The organism is Peterkaempfera bronchialis (assembly GCF_003258605.2).
In the GTDB taxonomy this organism is placed as follows: Bacteria; Actinomycetota; Actinomycetes; order Streptomycetales; family Streptomycetaceae; genus Peterkaempfera; species Peterkaempfera bronchialis.
On the sequence record NZ_CP031264.1, the window covers coordinates 1,447,123 to 1,470,589 of the forward strand.

Sequence of the window (23,467 nt, forward strand, 5' to 3'; positions counted from 1 at the left end):
GAAAGGCCCCTTGTGAACGACCTCAGTGCGCTCCCCGACGACTTCGTCTGGGCGGCGGCCACCGCCGCCTACCAGATCGAGGGCGCCGTGGAGGAGGACGGCCGCTCCCCCTCCATCTGGGACACCTTCTCCCACACCCCGGGCAAGGTGGACAACGGCGACACCGGCGACATCGCCTGCGACCACTACCACCGCTGGCCCGAGGACCTCGGTCTGATGGACAGGCTCGGCCTCGGGGCCTACCGCTTCTCCATCGCCTGGCCCCGGGTCATGCCCGAGGGCGGCGGCGCCGTCAACCCGGCCGGCCTGGCCTTCTACGACCGGCTCACCGACGCCCTGCTGGAAGCCGGGATCACCCCCTACCCGACCCTGTACCACTGGGACCTCCCCCAGGCGCAGCAGGACCGGGGCGGCTGGCCGGAGCGCGAGACCGCCGAGCGGTTCGCCGAGTACGCGTCGGTGGTCGCCGGGGCGCTGGGCGACCGGGTCACCCACTGGGCCACCCTCAACGAGCCGCTCTGCTCGGCCTGGATCGGCCACCTCGAAGGCAAGATGGCTCCCGGCCTGACCGACCTCACCGCCGCCGTCCGGGCCTCGTACCACCTCCACCTGGGCCACGGCCTGGCCGTGCAGGCCCTCCGGGCCGCCGTCCCCGGTGCGCAGATCGGCATCGTCAACAACCTCAGCCCGTGCGAGCCCGCGAGCGACAGCGACGCCGACCGCGCCGCCGCGCTCCGTGCCGACGGCCACACCAACCGCTGGTGGCTGGACCCGATCCACGGGCGCGGCTACCCCGAGGACATGGTCAAGCTGTACGGGGTGGAACTCCCGGTCCGCGCGGGGGACCTGGAGACCATCGCGGCGCCGCTGGACTGGCTGGGCCTGAACTACTACTTCCGCCAGGTCGTCGCCGACGACCCGACCGGCCCGGTCCCGTACGCCCGCCAGATGCCCGGCCCCGACCCGCGCCGCACCGCGATGGACTGGGAGGTGCACGGCGAGGGCCTGGAGACGCTGCTGGTGCGGCTCTCCGAGGAGTACGGCGCGCAGCGGGTGTACGTCACCGAGAACGGCTCGGCCTACCAGGACACGGTCGGCCCGGACGGCGAGGTGCACGACCCGGAGCGGACCGCCTACCTGGAGGAGCACCTGGCCGCCTGCGCCCGCGCCGCCGCCCGGGGCGTCCCGGTGGCGGGGTACTTCGCCTGGTCGCTGCTGGACAACTTCGAGTGGGCGTACGGCTACGACAAGCGGTTCGGCCTGGTCCACGTCGACTACGAGACCCAGCGCCGCACCATGAAGACCAGTGGCCGCCGCTACGCCGAGCTGATCGCCGCGCACCGCACCCGCACCCGCTCGGCCGTCTGACCGGCGCCCCCGCACGGGGCGCACACCACCGCGCACACCCACGCACACGCACACGCACGCGCACCCACGCACCACCGCACACACCACCGCACACACCGCTGCACCACCGCGCCCCGGGGCCCTTCGAGGTCACCGGGGCGCGGCGATAGGCTGGGGGCGTACACGCGGGAGCCCGGCGCACCGGGCTGAGAGGGAGGCTGGAGCGGCCTCCGACCGTCGGAACCTGATCCGGGTCATGCCGGCGAAGGGAGAGTCGCAGCCTTGGTACGCACAGAGACGGATGTACTGGTCGTCGGCGGCGGGATCATCGGCCTCGCCGTGGCCTGGCAGACGGCGCAGCGCGGCCTCTCGGTGGCGGTGCTGGACCCCGACCCCGGCCATGGGGCCGCGCAGGTCGCCGCCGGGATGCTGGCACCGGTCACCGAGTTGCAGTACGGCGAGGAGCCGCTGCTGCGGCTGGGCATGGCCTCCAATGCGCGGTACGCGGCCTTCGCCGCCGAGCTGGAGGAGGTGTCCGGGCTCTCCACCGGCTACCGCGCCTGCGGCACCCTCGCGGTGGCGCTGGACTCCGACGACCGGGCGGAGCTGCTGGAGCTGTACGCCTTCCACCAGCGGCTCGGCCTGGACTCGACCTGGCTGACCGGCCGCGAGGCCCGCCGGCTGGAGCCGATGCTGGCGCCGTCCGTACGCGGCGGCCTGCATGTGGCCGAGGACCACCAGGTGGACGGCCGCCGGGTGGGCGCCGCCCTGGTGGCGGCGTGCCGCCGGGCCGGGGTGCGGCTGGTCCCGGCCGCCGCCGCGCGGCTCACCGTGCGGTCGGACCGGGCGACCGGGGCGGTGGCCGACTCCGGTGAGGAGTTCACCGCCGACCAGGTGGTGCTGGCGGCGGGCAGCCGCAGCCATCTGCTGCCGGGCCTGCCCGACGGTGTGCTGCCGCCGGTGCGCCCGGTGAAGGGCCAGGTGGTGCGGCTGCGGGTGCCGCCGGTGTACGCGCCGTTCCTCTCCCGCAATGTCCGGGCGGTGGTGCGCGGCTGCCATATCTACCTGGTGCCGCGCGAGGACGGCGAGCTGGTGATCGGCGCCACCACCGAGGAGCTGGGGTACGACACCACGGTGACGGCGGGCGGGGTGTACGAGCTGCTGCGCGACGCCCATGAGCTGATCCCCGGCATCACCGAGCTGCCGCTGGTGGAGACCGGCGCCGGGCTGCGTCCCGGCTCGCCCGACAACGCCCCGCTGCTGGGCCCCACGGCGCTGCCGGGCCTGGTCGCCGCCACCGGCCACCACCGCAACGGGGTGCTGCTGACCCCGGTCACCGGCGACCTGATCGCCGAGTACCTGGCCACCGGTCGGCTGCCCGAGCTGGCCGCACCCTTCCTGACCAGCCGTTTCTCCCGTACCCCGACCCTCGCCCAGGAGGTCCTGCGATGACCGCACCGCACCCCCCGCAGATCGCCCTCTCCGTGAACGGCGAGCCGCGCCGCGTCCCCGGCGGCGCCACCCTCGCCGATGTGGTGGCGACCCTCAGCAGCGCGCCCTCGGGGGTGGCCGCCGCCGTCAACGAGGCCGTGGTGCCGCGCAGCGCCTGGGGCGCCACGCCGCTCGCGGAGGACGACCGGATCGAGATCCTGACCGCGGTCCAGGGAGGCTGAACCATGGCGGACGACGTTCTCACCATCGCCGGGACGGCCTTCACCTCCCGGCTGATCATGGGTACCGGCGGTGCTCCCAGCCTGGAGGTGCTGGAGCAGGCGCTGCGGGTGTCCGGTACGGAGCTGACCACGGTGGCGATGCGCCGGGTCGACCCGACCGTCAAGGGGTCGGTGCTGGAGGTGCTGGCCCGCAACTCCATCCGGGTGCTGCCCAACACGGCGGGCTGCTTCACGGCGGGCGAGGCGGTGCTGACCGCCCGGCTGGCCCGGGAGGCGCTGGGCACCGACTGGGTGAAGCTGGAGGTGGTCGCGGACGAGCGCACCCTGCTGCCGGACCCGGTGGAGCTGCTGGAGGCGGCGGAGACGCTGGTGGACGACGGCTTCACGGTGCTGCCGTACACCAGTGACGACCCGGTGCTGGCGCGGCGGCTGGAGGAGGTGGGCTGCGCGGCGGTGATGCCGCTGGGTTCGCCGATCGGCTCCGGGCTGGGCATCCGCAATCCGCACAACTTCCAGCTGATCGTGGAGAACGCCGGGGTGCCGGTGGTGCTGGACGCGGGCGCGGGCACCGCCTCGGACGCCGCCTTCGCGATGGAGCTGGGCTGCGACGCGGTGATGCTGGCCTCCGCCGTCACCCGTGCCCAGGACCCGGCGCTGATGGCCGACGCGATGCGGCGGGCGGTGGAGGCGGGGCGGCTGGCCCGGCGGGCGGGGCGCATTCCGCGCCGGTTCCACGCCGAGGCGTCGTCGCCGCTTGCGGGCCGGGCCGAGCTGGACCACCGGGAGATGCCCGCCTTCCAGACGTTCTGAGGTCAGCAAGCGTTCTGAGGTCAGTACGCATGGTCGGCCGTGACGTCCGCCGACAGCTCCAGGGCCCGTTCGGCGTCGGCGCCGCGCAGCGCCAGCAGGGTCAGGGTCAGGGCGTCGATCGCGGCGAGGTGGGCGAGTCGGCTGGCGACGGTCTCCAGCCCGAAGACGAGGTCCTGGCCACCGGCGACCAATGTCCAGCTGCTGGTCTCGCTCAGCGGTGAGTGGGCGTAGCTGGTCACGGCGATGACGCCCGCCCCTGCCGCGCGCGCCCGGCGGGCGGCGTCGACCGTGCTGCGGGTGGCGCCGGTGTGGCTGACGGCCAGGCAGACGGCGGAGTCGGGCAGCAGCCCGGCGGCCAGTTGCGCGGTGATCGGGTCGGCGGGTGCGTCGACGGCGCAGCCCAGTGCGCGCAGCCGGTAGGCGGCATCGGTGACCACCGCGCCGGACAGCCCCGCACCGACGACCAGGACGCGGGTCGCCCGGTGCAGGGCGTCCGCCGCCTGGCGCAGCTCGGTCGCGGAGAGGGTGGCCGCCAGCCCGCCCAGCGCCTCCCGGGCGGCGTGCACGGTGTCGCTGATCGCGCGGGTGGCGGGGTCCCGGTCCTCGGAGGGGCGGGTGCGGGGGGCCTGGCGCGCTGCGGCGATCTTCAGCTCCTGGTAGCCCCGGAAACCCATCCGCTGGCAGGCGCGGACCACGGAGGACGGTGCGGTACCGGCCAGCGCGGCGACATCGCTGACGCTGAGGTGCACCAGGTCCGCGCCCTGGTCGAGGACCACCCGGGCGACGCGGGCCTCGGCGTCGCGCAGCTCCGGCAGGTGTGCGCGGACCTGGGCGGCGAGTTCCTCGGAATTCCGTTCCATGTGATTAGGATACCGTGGAACGCGATTCCAGCACACCGGGAGGGTCCTGCTCCAGGGCCCGGCCCTGCCGCTGATCGCCTGGGCTCGGCGGGGCCGCGCACTGACCGCCCGGCTCAGGCCCGTCTGCGGGCGCGGCCTCACCGGAGGGGTGCTCTCCCTGCTGGCCTACGGACTCGTGGTCTGGGCGCAGGCCCGGGGCAACCTCGCCACCATCGCGGCGCTGCGCGAGACCAGCATCGTCATCGCCGCCCTGATCGGCACCCTGGTCTTCCGGGAGCGCTTCGGCCACCTGCGCCTCGCGGCCAGCGCCACCGTCCTGGCCGGTATCGCCGTGCTGGAGCTCGCCCATCCCTGAGCAGAACCGTGCCAGGACGGTCACAGACCCGGTACAGGTCACCCGCAAGGGGTCCCCTCCACGCCCTCCGGGACTCCCGCGACAGCGCCCGCCCTTAGACTCCCCTCGTGGACACGACGTTGCACGACCCGCTCATCGGAGCGCTGCTCGACGGCCGCTACCGGGTCGAGCAGCGCCTCGCGGTGGGCGGTATGGCCACCGTCTACCGGGGCACCGACACCCGGCTGGACCGGGTGCTGGCGCTGAAGGTGATGCACCCTGCGCTCGCCGCCGACGCCGAGTTCACCAGCCGCTTCATCCGCGAGGCCAAGGCCGTCGCCCGGCTCTCCCACCCCAATGTGGTCAATGTCTTCGACCAGGGCGCCGACGGCTCCCATGTCTTCCTGGCCATGGAGTACGTGCCGGGCTGCACCCTGCGCGACGTGCTGCGCGACCGGGGCGCGCTCTCCATCCGCGCCGCCCTGGACATCCTGGAGCCGGTCCTGGCCGCGCTGGGCGCCGCCCACCGCGCCGGGCTGGTGCACCGCGACGTCAAGCCGGAGAACGTCCTGATCACCGAGGGCGGCCTGGTGAAGGTCGCCGACTTCGGGCTGGTCCGCACGGTCGCCGGCGACTCCGCGCAGACCGGCTCCACGCCGCTCGGCACGGTGATCGGCAGCGTCTCCTACCTCTCACCCGAGCAGATCCAGCAGCGCCCGGCCGACCCCCGCTCCGATGTGTACGCCTGCGGCATCCTGCTGTACGAGATGCTCACCGGCCGCAAGCCGCACTCCGGCGACTCCCCCGCCCAGATCATCCAGCGGCACCTCAGCGAGGACGTCCCGCCGCCCTCGCTCGCCGTGCCCGGTCTGCCCCGCGACCTCGACGCCGTGGTGACCTCGGCCACCGCCCGCGAGCCGGGGCGCCGCCCGTACGACGCCGTGGAACTGCTGGCCGCGCTCCAGCGGCTGCGCCGCACCCTCGCCCCGGCGCAGCTGGACGCCGAGCCGCCGGCCTCCTCCCGCTCCACCCCGCAGTACTCCACCAGCGAGCCCACCACGATGCTCCCGGCGGTACCCGGCGGCGCGGGCGCCCCCGAGCCCACCAGCGTGCTGGAGCTGCCGTCGGACCTGGTGATGCCGCAGAGCCGCCCGTACGACGAGCCCTCCCCGTACGCCGAGCCGTCCCCGTACGACGAGGCCCCCCGGCCCCGGCGCTCCCGGCGCGGGCCGATCACCGTGGCCGTGCTCACCGCGCTGGTGGTGGCGGTGGGCCTGGCCACCTGGCTGCTCTCCGGCGCCCTGTACGCGACCACGCCCAGCGTGCTGGGGCTGGGCCGGGACGCCGCCTCGGCGCGGCTGAGCGCCGCCGGGCTGACCGCCTCCTTCACCGAGGCGTTCTCCGAGACGGTGGCACGCGGCCAGGTGATCGAGAGCGACCCCGGGCCGGGGGCGCGCACCCGCAAGGACGACCCGGTGAAGGTGGTGCTCTCCAAGGGGCCCGAGCGGATCGCGGTGCCCCGGCTGGCGGGCAGGCCGCTGGACGAGGCCCGCAGGCAGCTCACCGACGTCGGGCTGGCCCCGGGCACCACCACCGCGGACTTCAGCGACGCCCTCCCCCCGGGCGCGGTGATCAGCAGCAGCCCGGAGGCGGGCCGGGAGCTGGCCCGGGAGACACCGGTCTCGCTGGTGGTCAGCAAGGGCCCGGCGCCGCTGCCGGTGCCGCCGGTGGTCGGCCTGCGGGTGGACGAGGCCCAGGCGCGGCTGACCGACCAGGGCTTCACCGTGCAGATCAGCCCCGAGCAGGTCTTCTCCGACACCGTGGACGCCGGCTCGGTCGCCGCCCAGGACCCGGACGACCGCGCGGGACCGGGCGCCACCGTCACCCTGACCGTCTCCAAGGGCCCCCAGCTCTTCCCGGTGCCGGATGTCCGCGGCAAAACGGAGGACGAGGCCACGGCGACCCTCCAGGCGGCCGGCTTCGACGTACGGGTGGTCCGGCTCAACCCCTTCGGCAACCCCGCGGTCCGCAACCAGAGCCCCGGCGGCGACGACCAGAAGCCCAAGGGCACCACCGTCACCATCGTGCTGCTGTGACCCACCGCGAGGCGCCGTGATGGGATGACGGCCATGACCGCGCAGCCCACCGTCACCGTCACCACCTGGTACCTGGAGCAGACCTCCCCGGACGCCCTGCGGCCCTCCCCCGCGCCCCCGGCCTCGGTCGGCCTCACGGTGTCCCGCGCGGAGGCCGCCTACCCGGCGTTCAACCGGTTCCTCTACACCGCCGTGGGCGGCGACTGGACCTGGACCGACCGGCTGCCCTGGACCCACCGCCAGTGGGAGCAGTACCTGAACCGGGACGGCATGGAGACCTGGGTCGCCTGGGTCCGCTCCACCCCGGCCGGCTATCTCGAACTCTCCCCCACCGGCCCCGGCGAGGTGGAGATCGCCTACTTCGGCCTGGTCCCCGCCTTCCACGGCCAGCGCATCGGCGGCCACCTCCTCTCCCTCGGACTCGCCCGCGCCTGGGACCTCGCCGACCGCTGGCCCGCCCTCTCCCCCACCCGCCGCATCTGGGTCCACACCTGCGACCAGGACGGCCCGGCGGCACTGCCCAACTACGAGTCCCGCGGCATGACCCGCTACGACACCCGCACCACCCAGGAACCCCTCACCCACCCCCCGGGCCCCTGGCCGCACGCCTACCGCGACCACCCCGGCAGCACACCCCACTGACCCTCGCCCACCCACCCCGCCCCACCGATCACCGGTGACGGCCGGGGCCCGCCGGGGGAGGTCCGGCGGGTCTCCACGAGGTCCTGAACGGCCCACCCGAACTCGGCTGGGTGGGCCGACCGTGCGTCCGAGTGGCCGTGCGAAGCGGCTGACCCTACGCACCTGTCGCAGCCGCCCGTCGGGCGATCTGCTGATGCGGTGGGGCTGCCGCGTGCCGGCTCAGGCCCCGGGACGCCGGCTCAGGTCCGCCCCGAAGAGCCGCAGCAGTTCCTGCTCCATCACCGGGGTCAGCGCCTCCACGAACTTGTCCGCACGATGGCCGTAGTCCCGGTAGACCATGGTGTTCCTCACCGCGATCGGGCAGTTTCCGGACGGAGCGCAGACCCAGTCGTAGGGGTCGATGGTCGCCACGTGCTCGGCGGCCGCTGCCGCCTTGATCAAACGCCCAGTCAGTCGCTCGGTAAACTCGACAAGGCCGTCCGACGGAACCGGGCGATCCCAAACCCGGGTATGTCGCGCCCTGGGAGCAGAAGGGCGCCCTGTGCTGGGTCACCGGGTGAGGACTCGGCCGAGGAAGCCTCGGATGTAGCCGGCGATGGTGTCGAGGTGGCTCTCCAGGGCGAAGTGGCCGGAGTCGAGGAGGTGGACCTCGGCGTCGGGGAGGTCGCGTCGGAAGGCGCGGGCGCCGTCGGGGCCGAAGATCTCGTCGCCCGCTCCCCAGACCGCCAGCAGGGGGACCCGGGCGGCGCGGAAGTACTCCTGGAGCTCGGGGTAGCGGTCGACGTTGGACGGGTAGTCGCGGAAGAGCTTCAGCTGGATCTCGTCGTTGCCCGGGCGGTCCAGCAGGGCCTGGTCATGGGTCCAGGTGTCGGGGCTGACCAGGGTGGGGTCGGGGACGCCGTTCAGGTACTGCCAGCGGGTGATGTCCAGGGTGAGGGCGGCGCGGACGCCGGGTTCGGTCTCCGGCCCGGGTGCTGCCGCATAGGCGAAGAGCCCGTCCCAGAAGGACCTGACGAAGCCCTCGGTGTAGCCGTTGCCGTTCTGGGTGATGATCGCGGTGACCCGCTCCGGCGAGCGGACGGCCAGCCGCCACCCGATGGGGGCGCCGTAGTCATGCACATACATCGCGAACGTCTCGACGCCCAGCCTGCCCAGCAGGCCCGCAGTGACGTCGGTGAGCGCGTCGAAGGTGTAGCCGAAGTCGGCCACGGTCGGCATCGCGGAGAAGCCGAAGCCGATGTGGTCCGGGGCGATGACGTGGTAGCGGTCGGCCAGCGCCGGGATCAGATGGCGGAACATATGGGAGCTGGCCGGGAAGCCGTGCAGCAGCACGACGGCCGGCGCCTCGCTCAGTCCGGCCTCCCGGTAGAAGACCTCCAGGCCGTCGACGGTCGCGGTGCGGTGGTGTACGGAAGGGGTCATCTCTCACCTCGCGGTTACAGCTCGGGGCCGTCCCCGGGGCGCTCCTGGTAGGAGTAGCGCTGCTCCTGCCAGGGGTCACCGAGGTTGTGGTAGCCGCGCTCCTCCCAGAAGCCTCGCCGGTCGGCGCGCATGTACTCCACCGCGCGCACCCATTTGGGGCCCTTCCAGGCGTACAGCTGCGGCACGATCAGGCGCACCGGAAAGCCGTGCTCCACGGTCAGGGGCTCGCCGCCCCGGTGGGTGGCGAAGAGCGAGCGCTCGTCGGCGAAGTCGGCCAGCCGCAGGTTGGAGCTGTATCCGTACTCGGCCCACACCATCACATGGGTGACGTCGGGGGCGGGCGGGGCCAGTTCCAGCACGGTGCGGGTGGCGACACCGCTCCATTCGTTGTCCAGCATGGAGAACCGGGTGACGCAGTGCAGGTCGCCGTGCACGGTGATGCGGGGCAGGGCGCAGAACCGCTCATGGTCCCAGCTCTGCTTCTCGCCTGAGGCGGTGGCGCCGAAGACCTGAAACTGCCAGGTCAGCGGCTTGAACCGGGGGACGGGACCATAGTGCAGCACCGGCCAGCCGCGCTGTGTCCGCTGGCCCGGGGGCAGCCGAGGGTCGGCCTCTTCAGGCCGTGCGCCCTGCTGCTGGTGTTCGAACTGCCCCATACCTCCCATGGTCGCAGAGGGGTGGACGGATCCCTCAGGTGCCCCTGTTCCACCGCAGAACACACAAACCGAGTGAGTGTGCACTTACTGGCACTTCCGCCCACCCCGGTGCCACGATGCCCAGAGCCACTAAATCCGGACAGATGCGGCCAAATCACCAGAGACGTGGAGTGCACCCATGCAGGGCGACCCCGAGATCATCGAGTTCCTCAATGAGCAGCTGACCGGCGAGCTCACCGCGATCAACCAGTACTTCCTGCACGCCAAGCTGCAGGAGCACCACGGCTGGATCAAGCTCGCCAAGCACACCCGGCACGAGTCCTTCGACGAGATGCGGCACGCCGAGATCCTGACCGACCGGATCATCTTCCTGGAGGGCCTGCCCAACTACCAGCGGCTCTTCCACATCAGGGTCGGCCAGACGGTCACCGAGATGTTCGAGGCCGACCGCCAGGTCGAGGTGGAGGCCATCGACCGGCTGCGGCGCGGGATCGTGGTGATGCGCGCCAAGCAGGACATCACCTCGGCCAATATCTTCGAGGACATCCTCAAGGACGAGGAGGACCACATCGACTACCTGGACACCCAGCTGGCGCTGGTCGAGAAGCTCGGCGAGCCGCTGTACCTCGCCCAGGTGGTCGAACAGCCGGACAGCTGAGCGCTACGCGGCGTCGGCCGCCACCTCGGGCAGTCCCAGCCGGGCGGCGAGGCGGGCGGTGGGGCACGGACGGGCGCCGTGGTGGCCCAGCAGGGCCTGGATCCGGCGGACGCAGGAGCCGCAGTCCGTGCCGGCCCCGCAGCCGTTGGCGACCTGGCGGGGCGTGGTCGCCCCCTCCGAGATCTCCTGCCGGACGCGCTGCTCGGTGACCGCGTGGCAACTACAGACATACATCGCGCGGTCTCCCCCTCACGGCCGTTCAGCCAAGGCTTGCCTAACTCGACTAAGCCTTACCTTACCGGCGGCTCCGGGATGCGAAAAGCCCCCTCGGTACCGGATGCCCGATTTTCGAGGGGGCCTTCGTCACACTCCGGCTCAGTGGCCCCGGTACATCTCCGCCACCAGGAACGCCAGGTCCAGCGACTGGCTGCGGTTGAGACGCGGGTCGCAGGCGGTCTCGTAGCGCTGGTGCAGGTCGTCCACGAAGACCTCGTCGCCGCCGCCCACGCACTCGGTGACATCGTCGCCGGTCAGCTCGACATGGATGCCGCCCGGGTGGGTGCCCAGCGCGCGGTGCACCTCGAAGAACCCCTTGACCTCGTCCAGCACATCGTCGAAGCGGCGGGTCTTGTGGCCGGTCTCGGCCTCGAAGGTGTTGCCGTGCATCGGGTCGCAGATCCACACCGGCTGGGCGCCGGACGCGGTGACCTTCTCCACCAGGGTGGGCAGCCGGTCGCGGACCTTCCCCGCGCCCATCCGGGTGATGAAGGTGAGCCGCCCGGGCTCCCGCTCCGGGTCCAGGCGCTCGATCAGGGTGAGCGCCTCCTCCGGGCTGGTGGTCGGGCCCAGCTTCACGCCGATCGGGTTGCGGACCTTGGCCGCGAACTCCACATGGGCGCCGTCCAGCTGCCGGGTCCGCTCGCCGATCCACACCATGTGGCCGGAGACGTCGTACAGGTCTCCGGTCCGCGAGTCGGTCCGGGTGAGCGCCGTCTCGTAGTCCAGGACCAGCGCCTCGTGCGACGAGTAGAACTCGACCGTCTTGAACTCCTCCGGGTCCACCCCGCAGGCGTGCATGAAGGCCAGCGCGTTGTCGATCTCCTTGGCCAGCGACTCATAGCGCTGCCCGGCCGGGGAGTTGCGCACGAAGTCCTGGTTCCAGGCGTGCACCTGCCGCAGGTCGGCATAGCCGCCCGTGGTGAAGGCGCGCACCAGGTTCAGGGTGGCTGCCGACGCGTTGTACATCTGCTTCAGCCGCTCCGGGTTCGGAATCCGCGCCTCGGCGGTGAACTCGAAGCCGTTCACCGAGTCGCCCCGGTAGCTGGGCAGCGTCACGCCGTCGCGGGTCTCGGTGGACTTGGAGCGCGGCTTGGAGTACTGGCCCGCGATCCGGCCGACCTTGACCACCGGCACCGAGGCGGCGTACGTCAGCACGACCGCCATCTGGAGCAGCGTCTTCAGCTTGTTGCGGATGTGCTCGGCGGAGACACCGTCGAATGCCTCGGCGCAGTCGCCCCCCTGGAGCAGGAACGCCTCACCTCGCGCGACGGCCCCGAGCCGGGCGCGCAGCTGGTCGCACTCACCGGCGAACACCAGAGGCGGATACGAGGCGAGGTCCGCGAGCACCTTGCGCAGAGCCTCGGAATCCGGCCATTCGGGCTGCTGCGCCGCGGGCAGGGACTGCCATGTGTGGAGATCGTTCACGGTCACGTACACCAGGCTACGGTGTGTGTCCGCGATTTCGTCCCCGCCGCCCGAGGACTGAGACACGGTGTGGGCATCTTCACTCCACAGGGCCCCTGATCCGCTACAGTCGCTCATATGAACGCGCACCGGACCTTCTCCTGGTGGTGGACCGTCCCCTCGGCGGCCCACTGATCGCGCGTCCCTGACGCCACCACGGCCGCCCCACGGGGCGGCCGTCGGCGTATCGAGGCGACCTTCCCCGGACAGCGGAGCCCCCGCGCACCCCCTCCCCGGAAGGACGACCCGTGACCCCCGCCGACCTGGTCAGCCGCCTCACCTCCGCCGACGCCCCCGCCTTCGCCCTGCTGCACCGCCGGGCCCCCCGGATCGCCCCGGACACCGTGGAGGTCCTGCTCGGCGAGATGGCCGGCCACCAGACCCTGGCCGACCTGCCGGTGCCGTCCGGCGCCCCGGCCTCCCGCACCCCCGTGCACGACCTGCTCGCCCTGGTCCCGTACCGGCAGATCCGCGAACGCGGCTTCGACGCCCACGACGACGGCACCCCCCTCCAGGCCCTGCGCATCACCGAGCAGCACGCCTTCCCCCTCACCCAGCTGCTGGCCGCACTCCCCCAGCAACCCGTGGAGCTGCGCGACGGCGCCTTCGACATCGACGACCCCGGCTATGCGGAGATCGTCCGCCGGGTCATCGAGGACGAGATCGGCACCGGCGAGGGCGCCAACTTCGTCATCCGCCGCGACTTCACCGCCACCCTCCAGGACTTCACCCCCGCCCTCGCCCTCACCCTCTTCCGCCGCCTGCTGGAACAGGAGCGCGGCGCGTACTGGACCTTCCTGGTCCACACCGGTGACCGCGTCCTGGTCGGCGCCAGCCCCGAGGTCCATGTCCGGCAGACCGGCGGCACCGTTGTGATGAACCCCATCTCCGGCACCTACCGCTACCCCTCCGGCGGAGCCACCCTCCCCTCCCTGCTCGCCTTCCTGCACGACCCCAAGGAGCTCGAAGAGCTCACCATGGTGGTCGACGAGGAACTCAAGATGATGTGCACCGTCGGCGACCTCGGCGGCCAGGTCCTCGGCCCCCGCCTCAAGGAGATGGCACACCTCGCCCACACCGAGTACGAGCTGCGCGGCCGCACCAGCCTCGACGTGCGCGACGTCCTGCGGGAGACCATGTTCGCCGCCACCGTCACCGGCAGCCCCGTACAGAACGCCACCCGCGTCATCTCCCGCTACGAGGCCACCGGCCGGGGCTACTACTCCGGCGCCCTCGCCCTGATCGGCCGTACCGGCACCGGCGGGCAGACCCTCGACTCCCCCATCTGCATCCGCACCGCCGACATCGACCCCGGCACCGGCCGGCTGGTGGTCCGGGTCGGCGCCACCCTGGTCCGCCACTCCGACCCCGACTCCGAGGTCGCCGAGACCCACGCCAAGGCCGCCGGCGTGCTCACCGCGATCGGCGCCCACCCCTCCCCCACCCGGCGGAGCCGCCCCGACCACCCCGGCCCCCGACTCGCCGACAACCACCGGGTGCAGGCCGCACTGGACTCCCGCCGCGCCGGGCTGGCGCCGTTCTGGCTGCGGATGCAGCAGCCCGCCCCGACCGCCGGATCACACGCCCTGGTGGTGGACTGCGAGGACACCTTCACCTCGATGCTCGCCCATCTGCTCCGCTCACTCGGCCACCGGGTCACCGTCCGCCGCTACGACTCCCCCGGCCTCCGCGACACCATCGCCGCCCACCCCGGCCCCCTGGTCCTCGGCCCCGGCCCGGGCGACCCCACCCACCCCACCGACCCCAAGATGCAGCTGATGCGGCACGTCGTCGCCGACGCCCTGGCCCACCACCACGGCGGCGTCCTCGCGGTCTGCCTCAGCCTGCAACTGCTCGCCGCCGAACTCGACCTGCCCGTCGGCCGCAAGCACATCCCCTACCAGGGCGCCCAGGAAGAGATCGACCTCTTCGGACACCGGCAGACGGTCGGCTTCTACAACACCTTCACCGCCCGCTGCGACGGCCCCGCCGCCGCCCGGCTCGCCACCCTCGGCATCGAGGTCGCCCGCGACCCCCGCACCAACGACGTCCACGCCCTCCGCGGCCCCGGCTTCGCCGGCGTCCAGTTCCACCCCGAATCCGTCCTCACCCGCAACGGCCCCGCCATCGTCGCCAACCTCCTCCACACCGCAGTCCCCACCACCCGCTGACAGCCCACCCACCCGAGCCATGCACGGACAAGCCCCTCCCCCACCGGCCGGAGGGTGGCGGACGGGTAGGGGTGGGAGGTCCCGGGCCACCTTCAGGAGGCCGGTGCTGCCACGTCCTCAGCGCGGAGCGGGCTCGGGGACATGGGCGACCGGATGCGGCGGACAGGCTCGTGGACGTGCTCCTGTCCGCCGCATCCAGCTGACCAGCCGCAGTTACGGGCGGCGCCGTCCGATGTGCAGCGCCGTGCCCGCCTCGATCACCACGGCGCAGTCGCGCCCAGGGAGGTAGGGCGAAGCGAGACCCGCTCCGCGAAAGCCGGCCATGCCGGAGCGGCCCCGCCCGCTACCCCGATGCGGCGCCGACTGCGAGGCTCGGACCATGGCGACCACCGACGCGACGGAGAGCCCCCGGCCCGGCCCGCGGAATGCGATCACCGACGTCCCCGGCATCCGGGTGGGCCACGCCCGCCTCACCGGAGAACGGGCCCTGAGCGGTACCACCGTGGTGCTGGCGCCGCTCGGCGGGGCGGTGGCGGCGGTCGAGGTACGGGGGTCGGGGCCGGGCACCCGGGAGACCGATGCGCTGGAGCCCGGCAATGTGGTCCAGCGGATCGACGCGGTGGTCCTGACCGGCGGCAGCGCCTACGGCCTGGCCGCAGCCGACGGAGTCGCCGCATGGCTGGAGGAGGCGGGCCGGGGCCACCGGGTCGGGCCGGACCCCTCGCATGTGGTGCCGGTGGTCCCCACCGCCGCCCTGTTCGACCTCGGCCGGGGCGGCGACTTCCGGGCCCGGCCGGACGCGGCGACGGGCCGGGCCGCCATCGCGGCGGCAGCGGCCTCGCCGCCCGGCGCAGCCGTGTCCCAGGGCTCGGTAGGCGCGGGCACCGGCGCGATGAGCGCCGGTATGAAGGGCGGCGTGGGCACCGCCAGCACGGTGCTGCCCAGCGGCGCGGTGGTGGCCGCACTGGTGGCGGTGAACGCCCTCGGCTCCCCCGTCGACCCCGCCTCGGGCCTGCCGTACGGCTGCGCCGACGGCCTGCGGTACGCCGACGGCTCGGCGGAGTTCCCGCTGCGCGCGCCCGGCCCGGCCGCTGCGGAGCGGGCCGGACGGCGCCTGCGGGAGCTGGCCGCCCAGCGGGAGCACCTCGCCCCGCTGAACACGACCCTGGGCGTGCTCGCCACCGATGCCCGGCTGGACCGCGCCCACACCCGCAAGCTGGCCGTCGCCGCCCACGACGGCATGGCCCGTGCCGTCCGGCCCTGCCACACCCTCTCCGACGGGGACACCGTCTTCGCGCTGTCCACCGGCACCGCCGAGCCCCCGCCGCCGCACCCGGGTCTGCTGCCCGAGCACGGCCCGGCCGACTCGGTGAACCAGATGCTGGCCGCAGCCGCCGACGTCTTCGCCCGGGCCGTCGCGCACGCCGTACTGCACGCCCGCTCGGTGACCACCCCCTGGGGCCACCTCCCCGCCTACCGCGAGCTCTACCCGGAGGCCCTCGACTGAGCGGACACCGCCGCCACCTCACCCGAAGAAGACGTCGAACTCCTCGTAGAGCGAGGGGTCCACGGTCTTGATGCGGGCGGTGGCGACGTCCAGCGGGGCGCGGACGATGTCCGTACCGCGCAGGGCGACCATGGTGCCGAAGTCGCCGTCGCGCACGGCGTCGATGGCGTGCAGGCCGAAGCGGGTGGCGAGCCAGCGGTCGAAGGCGGTGGGGGTGCCGCCGCGCTGGATGTGGCCCAGGACGGTGGTGCGGGCCTCCTTGCCGGTGCGGTGCTCGATCTCGGAGGCCAGCCACTCGCCGATCCCGGAGAGCCGGACATGCCCGAAGGCGTCCAGTGAGTCGTCCTTGGTGACCATCCGGCCGGTGGCGGGTACGGCGCCCTCGGCGACCACCACGATCGGCGCATAGTTGATCTTGAACCGGTTCTCCACCCAGCCGCAGACCCGGTCCAGGTCGAAGGGGTGCTCCGGGATCAGGATGACATTGGCGCCGCCCGCGATGCCGGAGTGCAGCGCGATCCAGCCCGCGTGGCGGCCCATCACCTCGACCACCAGCACCCGCCGATGCGACTCGGCGGTGGTGTGCAGGCGGTCGATGGCCTCGGTGCAGATGTTGACGGCGGTGTCGAAGCCGAAGGTGTAGTCGGTGCCGTCCAGGTCGTTGTCGATGGTCTTGGGCACCCCGACCACGCGGACGCCGGCCCGGCTGAGTTCGGCGGCGACGCCCAGGGTGTCCTCGCCGCCGATAGCGACCAGCGCGTCGATCTCGTGCTTGGCCAGGTTCTCGGTGACCCGCCGCACCCCGCCCTCGACCTTGAGCGGGTTGGTGCGCGAGGAGCCGAGGATGGTGCCCCCGCGCGGCAGGATGCCGCGCACGGCGGGGACGTCCAGCCGCATGGTCTGGTTCTCCAGGGGGCCGCGCCAGCCGTCGCAGAACCCCACGAACTCATAGTCGTAACTCTGCACGCCCTTGCGCACGATGCCGCGGATGACCGCGTTGAGCCCGGGGCAGTCGCCCCCTCCGGTGAGCACTCCGATTCGCATGGTTCTTCCCCTCCGGCCGTGTCGGTGGCACAGGAACCCGCATCACGAGTGTGACCCGGATCACTCCACAGCGGGAGGGGGCGTGCAGGGAACCGACCCTGCGTCAGTCTCCGTCCAGGCCCTGCTCGATGGCGTACCGGACCAGCTCCACCCGGTTGTGCAGCTGGAGTTTGCCCAGGGTGTTCTGGACGTGGTTCTGCACGGTGCGGTGGGAGAGCACCAGCCGGTCGGCGATCTGCCGGTACGACAGCCCCTTGGCCACCAGCCGCAGCACCTCGGTCTCCCGGGCGGTGAGCTGCGGCGGCGCGGGGGTGCGGGCATCGGCCGACGCGGGCTCGGCGGCCAGTCGGCGGAACTCCCCCAGCACCAGCCCGGCCAGGCCCGGGGTGAAGACCGGGTCGCCGGCCGCCGTACGGCGCACCGCGTCCAGCAGTTCCTCCCGACCGGCGGACTTCACCAGGTACCCGGTGGCGCCCGACTTCACCGCCTCCAGCACATCGGCGTGCTCGCCGCTGGCGGAGAGCACCATCACCCGTACCCCGGGGTCGGCGGTGACGACCTCCCGGCAGACCTCCACCCCGGGCAGGCCGGGCAGATTGAGGTCCAGCACCAGCACCTGCGGTGCGGCGGCCCGGGCGCGGCGGACCGCCTCCCGGCCCTCCCCGGCGGTGGCCACCACCTCGAACCCGGCGTGGGCCAGGTCGCGGGCCACCGCGTCCCGCCACATCGGATGGTCGTCCACCACCATCACCCGAATCGGGCTCCCCCCAGCCGCACCGTCCGCCGCGACCCCGTCAACCACCACGTCGATCCGCCCTTCCTTGCTCCCCGCGCGGGCGCGGAACCCTCATCTCGACCTCCACGCCCTGCCCCGGCACGGAGCTGACCTCGGCGCTGCCACCGAGGTCGCGCAGTCGGCCACGGATGGACTGGGCGACGCCCAACCGCCCCTCGCGCTCCGCGTCGCCGAGCCGTTCTGGCGGGAAGCCCGGCCCGTCGTCCCGGACGCTGACCAGCACCTCGCCCGGCTCGTCCTCCACCAGGATCCAGGCATGGGCGGCCTCCCCGGCGTGGATCCGCACATTGTCCAGGGCCGCGCCCACGGCGGCGGCCACCTCGACTGCTGCCCGGCCCGGCAGCAGCACGGGGGTGCCGGGAGCGGACACGGTCACCCGGGCGTCGGCGTACCGGCCCACCAGGGCCCGCAGATCATGCGGCGCCGCCGGATCGGGCCCTGCCGCCGGACCCACGCCGCCCGCCACGCCTGCCCCTGGAGGCGCCCCCGCGAGCGGCACACCGGAGACCAGGTCACGCAGCGCCGCCTCCTGCTCACCGGCCATCCGCCCGATCTCCGCCGCCTCGCCGCCGAGTTCGGTACCGCGCCGCTGCACCATGGCGAGCACCTGGAGCACCCCGTCATGGATGTCCCGGGCCAGCCGCTCGCGCTCCCGGGTCGCCGCCTCCAGCTGGAGCGCCCGGGCGAGGGCGGTCTCGCTGGCGCGGGCCAGCTCGACCACGTACCCGATGGCGCAGCCGGCGACCAGCAGCAGCACGATGTTGTGGACGTTGCCGGTGGTCACGGCGCCGCGCTCGACGATGTCGGCGGCGCCGACCACGGCCCCGGCCAGCGCGGCGGTCCGCCAGCCGCCCTTGGCCGCAAAGCCCAGTACGGTGCCGGCCGCCCAGATGGTGGGCAGGGTGGCCTCACCGGCCAGCACCCGGGCGGGGTCGTCGAAGACCCGGGTGAGCACGATGCCGGTGACGGCGACCGTGAGGTCGGCGGCGAGCAGCAGCCGGCCGCAGCGCTCGGCGGAGAGGAACGACCGGGCGGTGGCCAGGGTCCACACGGTGAGCACGCCCATGAAGAGCCACCCGGCCACCGGGTGGGCGTAGGAGTGGTAGACGGCCAGATAGCGGATCAGGGCGTAGCCCAGGGTGAGCAGCCGGAAGAGCGAGATCGCCCGCCACAGCGGCAGCTCCACCGACATGCCGCCGCCGGGGCCGGTACCCCCGGCGCCGGTGCCTGCCACGGCCACGATCCCCACCCCCTGGTGTCCCCCCGGCAGGTCAGCCCGCCGACCCGTCCTGCTTCTCCGCCGACCCGGCCGACTCCACCGACCCAGCCTGCTCGGCCTGCTCGGCGTGCTCGGCCTTCTGAGCAGCCTTGCGCTCCGCGTCCGCCTTCTTCTTCTCATCCGCGATCCGCCGCTTGGCAGCGGTGGCGTAGATGTCCACATACTCCTGGCCGGAGAGCTTCATGATCTCGTACATGACCTCGTCGGTCACCGAGCGGAGAATGAAGCGGTCGCCCTCCATGCCCTGGTAGCGCGAGAAGTCCAGCGGCCGACCGACCCGGATGCCGGGGCGGATGCCGAAGTTGGGGACGACCTGGCCGGGGGGCTGCACCTTCTCGGTGTCGATCATGGCGACCGGAATCACCGGGGCGCCGGTGGCCAGCGCGACCCGGGCGAGTCCGCCGACCTTGCCCCGGTAGAGCTTGCCGTCGGGCGAGCGAGTGCCCTCGGGGTAGACGCCGAAGAGTTCACCGCGCTCGATGACGGCGATACCGCTGCGGATGGCGGCCTCACCGGCACCACGGGTGCCGGAGCGGTCCACCGGCAGCTGGCCGACGCCCTTGAAGAAGGCAGCGGTGAGCTTGCCCTTGAGGCCGGGCGTGGTGAAGTACTCGGCCTTCGCGATGAAGGTGACCCGACGCTTCATCAGCGCGGGCAGGAAGAAGGAGTCGGAGAAGGACAGGTGGTTGCTGGCGATGATCGCGGGGCCCTCGTCCGGAATGTTCTCCAGACCCTCCACCCACGGGCGGAAGAAAATCCGCAGCATTGGGGAGACGATCATCTTCATGAGCCGGTAGAACAACGCCTGACCTCCTGAGTCCCGGACCGATAGAACCTTAATGCCGATCCGGGCAAAGTCTCTCCCCGGAGTCCGCGGAACGGTGGGCGCCGGGCCGCTGTACGCACCCGCCGCCGCCGTGGGACGATGCGGGCTCCGCCTCGCCAAGGAGCCCGCGATGCCGCTGCTGCCCGGCGCCGAGCCGTTCCACCATGAGGGCGGACCGGTGGGTGTACTGGTCTGCCACGGTTTCACCGGAACGCCGCAGTCGCTGCGGCCGTGGGCCGACCATCTCGCCGACCACGGCCTCACCGTCTCACTGCCGCTGCTTCCCGGCCACGGCACTCGCTGGCAGGACATGCAGCTCACCCGGTGGGAGGACTGGTACGCCGAGGTGGACCGGGAGCTGCGGGCGCTGACCGAGCGGTGTGAGCAGGTCTTTGTCTGCGGCCTGTCGATGGGCGGTGCGCTGGCGCTGCTGCTGGCCGCCCGGCACGGCGCCGCCGTCTCCGGCCTGGTGCTGGTCAACCCCTCGGTGCGGTCGGACAACGCGGCGACCGTGCTGCTGCCGGTGCTGCGCCATCTGGTCCCCAGCATCCGGGGGGTGGCGGACGACATCGCCAAGGAGGGCAGCACCGAGGTGGGGTACGACCGGACGCCGCTGCACGCGGCCTGGTCGCTCTCCCGGCTCTGGCGGACCGTGCAGGGCGAACTGGAGCAGGTCACGCAGCCGCTGCTGCTCTTCCGCAGCCCTCGTGACCACATCGTCTCCCCCGCCAACGCACGGCTGCTGCTCGGCCGCATATCCTCCACTGAGGTGGAGGAGCGACTCTGTGAGCGCTCCTTCCACGTGGCCACGCTGGACCACGACGCCGAGGCGATCTTCGAGGGCAGCCTCGACTTCATCCGACGTCTGGCACCGGCCGCCAAGGCCGACCCGGTCTGATCCGGGGCGGCGGGGCTACCGACACGAGGGGCTTGGGGACCACCGGTGCAGGAGAGCGACAAGGCGGGCGGCGGCGCGGACCTGCCGGAGGACGGCGCGCAGGGCGGCTCCACGCCCGAGGGAGGGGCCGAGCGCCCCGCCGAGCGCCGGCCGCCGGCCGGCAGCCAGGCCGAGCAGGACGCCATCTTCAAGGAGCTGGTGGCCTCCTTCGACGCCCCGGTGGACCTACGGACCTGGCCGGACTCCGAGGACCTCAACGAGGTGCCCGGCAAGGGAGCGACCGGAAAGTCCGGCCCCCGTGGGCCCGGCGACCCCGGCGACCTCAACCGGCTGGACGACTTCGCCCCCCAGCCCCGCCCCCGCCCCCGGCCCGGCAGCGGGAGCCCGGTCTCCGGCCCGCCGCCCGGCCCCCGCGACTGGGACGCCCCGCAGGACCCGGACGACGACCACTTCGTGCCGCCGGAGCCGCCGCCGCTGCCGCGCGGCGACACCACCACCACCTTCGCCTGGATCGCGGTGCTCGGCGGGCCCGCCCTGCTGCTCTTCTCGGCGCTGGCCTGGCGCGACATCAGCGGCTGGCCGGCGCTGCTGGGGGTGGTCGCCTTCATCGGCGGTTTCGTCACCCTGGTCGCCCGGATGAGGGACCGCGACGAGGACGACGAGGACCCGCACGGCGGCGCCGTCGTCTGATCCGGCCGTCGTCTGACCCGGCCGTCGTCTGAGCCGGTCACCCGGTCACCCGGCGGGGACGCGCAGCACCGCCAGCACCGGCAGGTGGTCGGTGGCCGCCCTCAGGTCCGCCGGGTCGACGCCGGGCAGCCGGTCGGGCACGCCGCAGGCCAGCACCTCCAGGCCCGGGGTGGCGAACACGGCGTCGATGCGCTGGTACGGGTGGTCCGGCACCGAGGTCATCTCGCCGCCCCAGGGCGCCACCGCGTACCCGTCGCGCAGCCGCTCGGCGAGCAGCCGCCACGCGGGGCCGTCGGGGTGCTCATTGAAGTCGCCGCCCACCACCCCGTACGGCACGCCCTGCCCGGCGAGGTGGTCGAGCAGCAGGGACGCCTGCTGCCGGCGCTCGGCGGGGTCCAGGCTGAGGTGGCAGCTGGTGACGGAGAAGGGCGCGGCCCGGCCGATCCGGACCACGGCCGTGGCGAAGCCGCGCTGGTGCAGGCCGGGGGTGCGCGGCAGCAGCAGGTCGCCGGTGCGCAGCACGGCCGTGCGTACCTTGCCGAGCAGCAGCGGGCCCGAGGCGCTGCGCCCGCCGGAGAGCACCACGGTGCCGGTGCTGTGGGCGAGCCGGGCGGCCTGCTGGGCGGGGCGCCAGAAGCGGGGCGACTCCTGGAGGCAGAGCAGGTCGGGGTCGCAGGCGCGGACCACTCTGGCCAGGGCGGCGCGGTCGTCGCGCAGCGAGCGGAGGTTGTAGCTGAGGACGCGGACGCGTTCGCCGCCGTCGGGTTCGGGGCCGGAGGGGGGCAGCTCGGGCGGTCCGGTCGGTGCGTCGCCCATGGCGGCCTCCTCACGCTGACTGCCGACTCGACTGCCGGCTGCCGACTTGACCGCCGGCTGCGGCAGGACAACTGGCTGGGGCAGGACAGCAGGCTACGGCGGGACAGGAGGTGAGGGCTCCCGCCCCGCCGACGGAGGTCAGGCGTGCCGGTCAGGCGGTGCGGGCGAGGTCCCCCGCGCCGGCGATGCCGGAGGCCGAGCCCATGGACGCCAGTACCACCTCGGCGCGCGGCCGGTGGACGCCACCGGTCAGGTACTTCTGGAACGCCTGGGAGACCGGGTCGAGCAGCAGCCGGCCGGCGTCCGAGACGCCGCCGCCGAGCACGAAGACGGCCGGGTCGAAGAGCGCGGCCAGGTCGGCCATGCCCCGGCCGAGCCAGTCGGACACGTCCTCGTAGCACTCCAGGGCGAGCGGGTCGCCCTCCTCGGCGGCCTGGGTGATGTGGATGCCCCGGATGGTCTCGGCGACACCGTCGTTGAGGTCCAGCATCCGCTTGCCGGCGACCGGGTCGGCGGCGGCCTTCTCGCGGCCGTAGCGGCGCAGGGCGCGGCCGGAGGCGTACTGCTCCCAGCAGCCCTTGCCGCCGCAGCCGCAGGGCAGGCCGTCGGGGATCATATTGAGGTGGCCGACCTCGCCGGCGACGCCGAAGCGGCCTCGGTGCAGGCGGCCCTCCAGGACGATGCCGCCGCCGATGCCGGTGCCCACGGTGATCAGCACCATGTCGGAGTGCTCGGCTGCGGCGCCGAACCGGAACTCGGCCCAGGCTGCGCAGTTGGCGTCGTTCTCGACGACGGTGTCAAGGCCGGTGAGTTCCTCGATGCGGGTCTTGAGCGGCTCGTTCTCCCAGGCGATGTTGGGCGCCAGGATCACGGTGGAGCGGTCGCGGTTGATGTACCCCGGCGCTCCGACGCCGACCGCGGCCACCTCGGGATGCTGCTCCTTCAGTTCGCGCACCGCCTGGGCGATGGCGTCGACGGCCCACTGCGGATCGGCCGGCGTGGGCACCCGCGTACGGGCGAGGATCTGGCCGTTCTCGTCGACCACACCTGCCGCGATCTTGGTCCCGCCGACGTCGACGCCGATGGTGAGTCCCATGTATTCCTCAGTCATTCACTCGGTCCCCGCTGGGCGGTACCGTACCCGCCCGCAGGCCCGGGGACCACACCACCCCGTACATTAACCGAAGACATGGCCTGGG

24 protein-coding genes and 1 riboswitch are annotated in these 23,467 nt (G+C 73.2%); of the genes, 12 read left to right on the plus strand and 12 right to left on the minus strand.

Annotation, left to right across the window (positions count from 1 at the left end; all coding sequences use genetic code 11):
* Nucleotides 1-12: 12 nt before the first annotated feature.
* The 4 genes from C7M71_RS06305 to C7M71_RS06320 all read left to right on the plus strand — a co-directional run bounded on the left by C7M71_RS06305 (nt 13) and on the right by C7M71_RS06320 (nt 3,830).
* Entirely contained in the window at nt 13-1,368 is a 1,356-nt protein-coding gene (locus tag C7M71_RS06305; RefSeq protein WP_111491740.1) for a GH1 family beta-glucosidase, read from the plus strand.
* A 154-nt stretch (nt 1,369-1,522) separates the two neighbouring features.
* Nucleotides 1,523-1,635: riboswitch (TPP riboswitch) on the plus strand.
* On the plus strand, nt 1,630-2,799 hold the full coding sequence (gene thiO / locus C7M71_RS06310) for a glycine oxidase ThiO (protein ID WP_111491746.1): 1,170 nt from the start codon (nt 1,630-1,632) through the stop codon (nt 2,797-2,799). Its footprint overlaps the riboswitch before it by 6 nt.
* On the plus strand, nt 2,796-3,020 hold the full coding sequence (gene thiS, locus C7M71_RS06315) for a sulfur carrier protein ThiS (RefSeq protein WP_175607642.1): 225 nt from the start codon (nt 2,796-2,798) through the stop codon (nt 3,018-3,020). Before thiO ends, thiS begins: the two co-directional genes overlap by 4 nt.
* 3 nt (nt 3,021-3,023) lie before the next feature.
* Nucleotides 3,024-3,830 carry a thiazole synthase gene (locus tag C7M71_RS06320; protein ID WP_111491739.1) on the plus strand — a complete coding sequence of 269 codons (807 nt, stop codon included), beginning with the start codon at nt 3,024-3,026 and terminating at the stop codon, nt 3,828-3,830.
* Nucleotides 3,831-3,850: 20 nt separating this feature from the next.
* On the opposite strand, the gene C7M71_RS06325 is transcribed toward C7M71_RS06320, so the two are convergent.
* Entirely contained in the window at nt 3,851-4,690 is an 840-nt protein-coding gene (locus C7M71_RS06325) for a MurR/RpiR family transcriptional regulator (RefSeq protein WP_111491738.1), read from the minus strand.
* Nucleotides 4,691-4,736: 46 nt separating this feature from the next.
* Here C7M71_RS06325 and C7M71_RS06330 point away from each other — a divergent pair, with 46 nt between their 5' ends.
* From C7M71_RS06330 to C7M71_RS06340, 3 genes are all read left to right on the plus strand, one after another.
* A complete protein-coding gene (locus C7M71_RS06330) occupies nt 4,737-5,045 on the plus strand; it encodes an EamA family transporter (RefSeq protein WP_111491737.1) in 309 nt (102 codons plus the stop codon).
* A 107-nt stretch (nt 5,046-5,152) separates the two neighbouring features.
* Nucleotides 5,153-7,120, plus strand: a complete 1,968-nt coding sequence (gene pknB / locus C7M71_RS06335) for a Stk1 family PASTA domain-containing Ser/Thr kinase (protein ID WP_111491736.1) — start codon at nt 5,153-5,155, stop codon at nt 7,118-7,120.
* A gap of 33 nt (nt 7,121-7,153) precedes the next feature.
* Nucleotides 7,154-7,762 (plus strand): GNAT family N-acetyltransferase, encoded by a 609-nt coding sequence (locus C7M71_RS06340; RefSeq protein ID WP_175607643.1) that lies wholly within the window; start codon nt 7,154-7,156, stop codon nt 7,760-7,762.
* A gap of 219 nt (nt 7,763-7,981) precedes the next feature.
* On the opposite strand, the gene C7M71_RS06345 is transcribed toward C7M71_RS06340, so the two are convergent.
* From C7M71_RS06345 to C7M71_RS06355, 3 genes are all read right to left on the minus strand, one after another.
* Complete coding sequence (locus C7M71_RS06345) at nt 7,982-8,203, minus strand: SGNH hydrolase domain-containing protein (protein ID WP_229758569.1); 222 nt, start codon at nt 8,201-8,203, stop codon at nt 7,982-7,984.
* Nucleotides 8,204-8,311: 108 nt separating this feature from the next.
* Entirely contained in the window at nt 8,312-9,184 is an 873-nt protein-coding gene (locus C7M71_RS06350; protein ID WP_111491734.1) for an alpha/beta fold hydrolase, read from the minus strand.
* 14 nt (nt 9,185-9,198) lie between these two features.
* A complete protein-coding gene (locus C7M71_RS06355; protein WP_229758570.1) occupies nt 9,199-9,840 on the minus strand; it encodes a sulfite oxidase-like oxidoreductase in 642 nt (213 codons plus the stop codon).
* Between the two features lie 178 nt (nt 9,841-10,018).
* Between C7M71_RS06355 and bfr the strand changes: the two genes are divergently transcribed.
* Nucleotides 10,019-10,498, plus strand: coding sequence for a bacterioferritin (gene bfr, locus C7M71_RS06360; protein ID WP_111491732.1), 480 nt, complete (start codon nt 10,019-10,021; stop codon nt 10,496-10,498).
* A 3-nt stretch (nt 10,499-10,501) separates the two neighbouring features.
* Here the strand turns inward: bfr and C7M71_RS06365 are convergent, their stop codons facing one another.
* A complete protein-coding gene (locus tag C7M71_RS06365) occupies nt 10,502-10,732 on the minus strand; it encodes a (2Fe-2S)-binding protein (RefSeq protein ID WP_111491731.1) in 231 nt (76 codons plus the stop codon).
* A gap of 141 nt (nt 10,733-10,873) precedes the next feature.
* On the minus strand, nt 10,874-12,208 hold the full coding sequence (locus C7M71_RS06370) for a class II 3-deoxy-7-phosphoheptulonate synthase (RefSeq protein ID WP_111491744.1): 1,335 nt from the start codon (nt 12,206-12,208) through the stop codon (nt 10,874-10,876).
* Nucleotides 12,209-12,489: 281 nt separating this feature from the next.
* Here C7M71_RS06370 and C7M71_RS06375 point away from each other — a divergent pair, with 281 nt between their 5' ends.
* Both C7M71_RS06375 and C7M71_RS06380 read left to right on the plus strand, forming a co-directional pair.
* A complete protein-coding gene (locus C7M71_RS06375) occupies nt 12,490-14,412 on the plus strand; it encodes an anthranilate synthase family protein (protein ID WP_114914220.1) in 1,923 nt (640 codons plus the stop codon).
* A 379-nt stretch (nt 14,413-14,791) separates the two neighbouring features.
* Nucleotides 14,792-15,919, plus strand: coding sequence for a P1 family peptidase (locus C7M71_RS06380; RefSeq protein ID WP_114914221.1), 1,128 nt, complete (start codon nt 14,792-14,794; stop codon nt 15,917-15,919).
* A gap of 18 nt (nt 15,920-15,937) precedes the next feature.
* On the opposite strand, the gene C7M71_RS06385 is transcribed toward C7M71_RS06380, so the two are convergent.
* The 4 genes from C7M71_RS06385 to C7M71_RS06400 form a co-directional block, all read right to left on the minus strand.
* A complete protein-coding gene (locus C7M71_RS06385; RefSeq protein WP_111491285.1) occupies nt 15,938-16,963 on the minus strand; it encodes a 6-phosphofructokinase in 1,026 nt (341 codons plus the stop codon).
* A gap of 103 nt (nt 16,964-17,066) precedes the next feature.
* A complete protein-coding gene (locus tag C7M71_RS06390) occupies nt 17,067-17,711 on the minus strand; it encodes a response regulator (RefSeq protein WP_111491296.1) in 645 nt (214 codons plus the stop codon).
* A 46-nt stretch (nt 17,712-17,757) separates the two neighbouring features.
* Nucleotides 17,758-18,951, minus strand: a complete 1,194-nt coding sequence (gene macS, locus C7M71_RS06395) for a MacS family sensor histidine kinase (protein WP_111491297.1) — start codon at nt 18,949-18,951, stop codon at nt 17,758-17,760.
* 79 nt (nt 18,952-19,030) lie between these two features.
* Nucleotides 19,031-19,825, minus strand: coding sequence for a lysophospholipid acyltransferase family protein (locus tag C7M71_RS06400; RefSeq protein WP_111491298.1), 795 nt, complete (start codon nt 19,823-19,825; stop codon nt 19,031-19,033).
* A gap of 169 nt (nt 19,826-19,994) precedes the next feature.
* Between C7M71_RS06400 and C7M71_RS06405 the strand changes: the two genes are divergently transcribed.
* Together C7M71_RS06405 and C7M71_RS06410 are read left to right on the plus strand one after the other, a co-directional pair.
* Nucleotides 19,995-20,762, plus strand: coding sequence for an alpha/beta hydrolase (locus C7M71_RS06405; RefSeq protein ID WP_111491286.1), 768 nt, complete (start codon nt 19,995-19,997; stop codon nt 20,760-20,762).
* Nucleotides 20,763-20,807: 45 nt separating this feature from the next.
* Nucleotides 20,808-21,452 carry a DUF805 domain-containing protein gene (locus C7M71_RS06410; RefSeq protein ID WP_229758571.1) on the plus strand — a complete coding sequence of 215 codons (645 nt, stop codon included), beginning with the start codon at nt 20,808-20,810 and terminating at the stop codon, nt 21,450-21,452.
* Between the two features lie 45 nt (nt 21,453-21,497).
* Here C7M71_RS06410 and C7M71_RS06415 read toward each other — a convergent pair whose 3' ends face one another.
* The gene (locus tag C7M71_RS06415; RefSeq protein WP_111491287.1) at nt 21,498-22,268 is read right to left on the minus strand and encodes an endonuclease/exonuclease/phosphatase family protein; all 771 of its coding nucleotides are present in this window, start codon (nt 22,266-22,268) and stop codon (nt 21,498-21,500) included.
* A 151-nt stretch (nt 22,269-22,419) separates the two neighbouring features.
* The gene (locus C7M71_RS06420) at nt 22,420-23,364 is read right to left on the minus strand and encodes an ROK family glucokinase (protein WP_111491288.1); all 945 of its coding nucleotides are present in this window, start codon (nt 23,362-23,364) and stop codon (nt 22,420-22,422) included.
* Nucleotides 23,365-23,467 lie beyond the last annotated feature (103 nt).